At 47.7% G+C, this 3,864-nt stretch carries 3 protein-coding genes and 1 pseudogene; 3 read left to right on the top strand and 1 reads right to left on the bottom strand.

Annotated features, from left to right (window positions below):
- Positions 1-853 (top strand): annotated as a pseudogene (locus ACT3TJ_RS17740) (aldehyde dehydrogenase (NADP(+))); the annotation flags it as partial.
- A 304-nt stretch (positions 854-1,157) separates the two neighbouring features.
- On the opposite strand, the gene ACT3TJ_RS17735 reads toward ACT3TJ_RS17740, so the two are convergent.
- Positions 1,158-1,907 (bottom strand): FadR/GntR family transcriptional regulator, encoded by a 750-nt coding sequence (locus ACT3TJ_RS17735; RefSeq protein WP_087111148.1) that lies wholly within the window; start codon positions 1,905-1,907, stop codon positions 1,158-1,160.
- A gap of 206 nt (positions 1,908-2,113) precedes the next feature.
- On the opposite strand from ACT3TJ_RS17735, the gene ACT3TJ_RS17730 reads away from it, so the two are divergent.
- Entirely contained in the window at positions 2,114-3,094 is a 981-nt protein-coding gene (locus tag ACT3TJ_RS17730; RefSeq protein ID WP_087111146.1) for a TRAP transporter substrate-binding protein, read from the top strand.
- Between the two features lie 61 nt (positions 3,095-3,155).
- Positions 3,156-3,710, top strand: a complete 555-nt coding sequence (locus tag ACT3TJ_RS17725; RefSeq protein ID WP_441677563.1) for a TRAP transporter small permease — start codon at positions 3,156-3,158, stop codon at positions 3,708-3,710.
- Positions 3,711-3,864: the final 154 nt, after the last annotated feature.

The following is a 3,864-nucleotide window of genomic DNA, read 5'->3' as shown; positions in this document are numbered from 1 at the left end:
ACGCAGCGGCGGCATGGCCTTGATGGCGACTGCCCAGGCGCGTCCCGAGCCGATTCCCGTTTATGCCGAGATGAGCAGCATCAACCCGGTATTCCTGTTCCCCGAAGCGCTGAAAGCACGCGGCAACAAGCTTGCCGAAGGCTTTGTCGCTTCGCTGAACATGGGTGCCGGCCAGTTCTGCACCAACCCTGGCCTGGTCATTGGCCTCAAAGGCGCTGACCTGGATGCGTTTATCTCTACCGCTGGGGAAGCCGTTAAAGCCAGCGGCGCCCAAACGATGCTGACGCCCGGCATCCATGAAGCGTATCAAAGCGGTGTCTCCGCCCTTTCGGGCCAACCAAGCGTCAAGGAAGTGGCCCGTGGTCAGTCAGGTAGCGGCCCGCATAGCTGCCAACCGGGGCTATTTGTGGCCAGCGCTCAGGACTTCCTTAACGATGACGCGCTTCAGGGCGAAATCTTCGGCGCTGCCTCGCTGGTCATTGAGTGCGCTGATGCGCGGGAGATGCAGCGTGTTGCCGACCAGCTCGAAGGTCAGCTGACGATTACCCTGCAAATGGACGATGGCGACCTGGAGGCCGCAAAATCACTTCTTCCCACGCTTGAGCAGCGCGCCGGCCGACTCCTGGCCAATGGCTGGCCGACCGGGGTTGAAGTGGGTCACGCGATGGTGCATGGAGGACCGTTCCCGGCAACGTCCGACAGCCGCACCACGTCCGTCGGCAGCGCCGCGATTTATCGCTTCCTGCGCCCCGTTTGCTATCAGGACCTGCCTGCTGGCTTACTGCCAGAAGCATTGCGCGACGATAATCCTTTTAAGGTTTCGCGACTGGTGGATGGTAAGCGGGAATATTAAACAAGACGGTAAATAGCAACTCATCAGGACATATACTGCCTGAGACCTTTTATTAACATGCTAAAGACCTCGCCACACCAAGCCCCCGACAGGGGGCTATATCCCATGTTAAACGTGGAATATTTTAGCGAAAAAACGAATTATTTTATGGAACGGAGCGCGGTACGACGGTCACCACTTAAACGTTAATTCATCCCAGGCATTAACCTCCTATAGCCTACTGAGGACAGCCCTGTCCAAGACGAATTTTGACTAGCGGCGCCTGTTATTCAACCGTAAACATCCTGCACATATGCCCGAAATGCTAATTTACGGATTTATCTATTTCACAGGCTGATTTCTCTTTCGTCGTGCGATAAACACTATCCAAGTGAGCAAGCATCGCTCGCTCGGCCGCATCGGGATCACCGCGTTTCAAAGCATCAACAATGCGAGCATGCTCCCCATAACTCCGCTCAATCGCACCGTCCTCAACCATTACTTGGCGGCGTATACTAAGCCCATACCCGTAGAGTTCTTGAGCATAACGCAACAACAAGGAATTATTAGCATACTCAGAGATAAGTTTATGAAAGCTCTGATCAGATAGCTGAAAATAGACAGGCGAATCGAATAGCTTGCTCTGTGCGTCAAGCAATCGCTCCAGCTTTTGAATGCCTTCCATATCTATTCTAATAGCAGCTCGCCTAGCAATAGCAGCTTCGACAATAATCCGGCTCTCGAAAACACAGTCCAAATCGAAGCTCTCCATCTCGCTTACCCGGCAAGCCTCTTGGGTATCTGTAAAACGTGATAGAGCATGCTCATCTGCACTTATACGTGTTTTACTGCCTTGAGAAACGCTTATCAAATCATAGGCAGCCATTTGAGCAAGAGCACCTCGTACTGTCTCTCTACTAACTTCAAAAAGCTGTGCCAACTCGCGCTCGCTAGGCAATAAATCTCCCTCTCTTAGCAGTCCTGTTTTAAGCATATCAATTAGTTTTTCAACCAGTACTTCCTTTTTAGTTTTATTTTTGAGAGCTTTTTCAAAAGCAAATGCTGAATTAGACATAAAATTTTCCCATCTCAACTGGTCTATATACTAGACCAAAAACGACCATGATTTCCACATATGATCACCCTTTAGACAAAGGTATATATTTACCGACCCCCTATTGACTAACAAGGCCATAGGAATCTAAATTGCCTACCGACTGGTCCGGTAATCCAACCAGCATACCAGACAAACACAATAAGCCTAAAAAGAAGGGGCTCGTCATGTTCAAACTCTCTCTCAGCGCTACGGCTTTAGCTTTGGTCTTGTGTTCTTCGCAAGCCCAAGCTAACCAAGAAAAAATTGTATTCGCTATTGGTGGATCATCCCAAAGCTTGCAAGGCCAAACCGCATTGGAGTTTAAACGCCAACTCCAAGAGAGATTAGGCGACGATATCCAAATTGAATATTACGATAGTGGCCAGTTGGGAGATGAGCGCCAACTTATCCAACGCCTACGCATGGGCACCGTCGACTTAGCTGCAATTTCATCGATCATGTCATCTGTAGCGCCAAATTTTGCTCTTTTCGATCTTCCTTACTTGGTCAGCGATCGTGACCATTTAAAGAAAATAGATGATGAAATTGTTATGCAGGATCTTGCTGAAGGAGCAGAGGAGCAAGGCTTAAAAATTATCTCTACATGGGAAAACGGTTTTCGTCAAATTACCAACAGTCGCCGAGCTATCACTACTCCCACTGATCTAGAAGGACTAAGAATTCGCACTCCTCAAAGTGACTGGCGAACCCGTATGTTCTCAACGTGGGGCGCCAACCCTACTCCCATGGCTTTTTCAGAAGTATTTGTTGGGCTCCAAACAGGTGTAATCGACGGACAAGAAAACCCTCTCAGTAATATTTACGGCGCTCGGCTTCACGAAGTTCAAGAATATTTATCGCTAACGAACCATGTTTATACACCTATATGGCTAACCGCCGGTTTAGGCAAGTGGGATCAATTCTCAGATGAGGTTCGTGATGCAATTAGCGAGGCGGCTGCTGAAACTCAATTATGGGCTTTTGCAAGAGGCGCTGAATTGGATCAAGAGCTGCTAGATACGATGCGAGATTCCGGCGTTGAAATTAACGAAGTGGACCGAGAAGCATTTATCAGTGCCAGTGTTCCTGTATATGAGGCGTTTGCTGAGCAAGTTGAAAATGGTCAAGCATTAATAGATCGCGCCATGAGCCTAGCCAACGATTAAAAAGTATTTACCTTTTGGGCGTCATTACAGACGCCCATGCGTCCAGCAACGGGTATAAAAAATGGCACTAATTGAAAAGCTGCGGTTTCTAATCGAAAAGTTATTAGAAATCTTTACCGTTACTTTGCTACTTGCTCTTACTTTCATAGTACTTGCAGCTGTGGCATTTAGAACCTTTGGAAGCTCTATTACCTGGTACGATGAGGTAGCATCTATAGGACTTGCCTGGTTAACTTTTTACGGTGCCAACCTGGCAGCCATTAAACGTGCGCATATGGGATTTCCAGGGCTTGTAAGCAATGCTCCCTCAGCTATCAGAGCTAGCTTATTTGTTTTAAGCGAAGCTATTGTGATTGGTTTCTTCTTGATAATTGCTTATTACGGCTACCGAGTCTTGGACATACTGGCATGGGATCGCTTGGTTTCTCTTCCTAGTATTAGCCTTACGATTACCCAATCGGCAGTCCCTATTAGCGCGGCATTGTTTATTCTTTGTGAACTGTTATCTCTACCTGGCGCTTGGAAAAAGATGAAAAATGGCGTCGACAGCGAGCATGAAGCTATCGAAGAAGCAATTCGTTTAGCCGAGGAAGATTTAAGGGAGAGTCGGCCATGATTTTACTAGTAGTTATCGCAGCCTTATTTTCTTTGGTGCTTATCAATGTACCTATTGCAGTCGCAATTGGAGCTGTAGGTGTTATTGGTGTTTTTATAAACATGGGGCCTCAGCATCTTCTTAATGTTCCCTTAACACTTTTTAATGGTGCTAC

Source organism: Halomonas sp. AOP30-A1-24 (assembly GCF_052378165.1).
Taxonomy (GTDB): Bacteria; Pseudomonadota; Gammaproteobacteria; order Pseudomonadales; family Halomonadaceae; genus Vreelandella; species Vreelandella citrativorans.
This window is presented reverse-complemented; position numbering and strand designations above follow the sequence as displayed.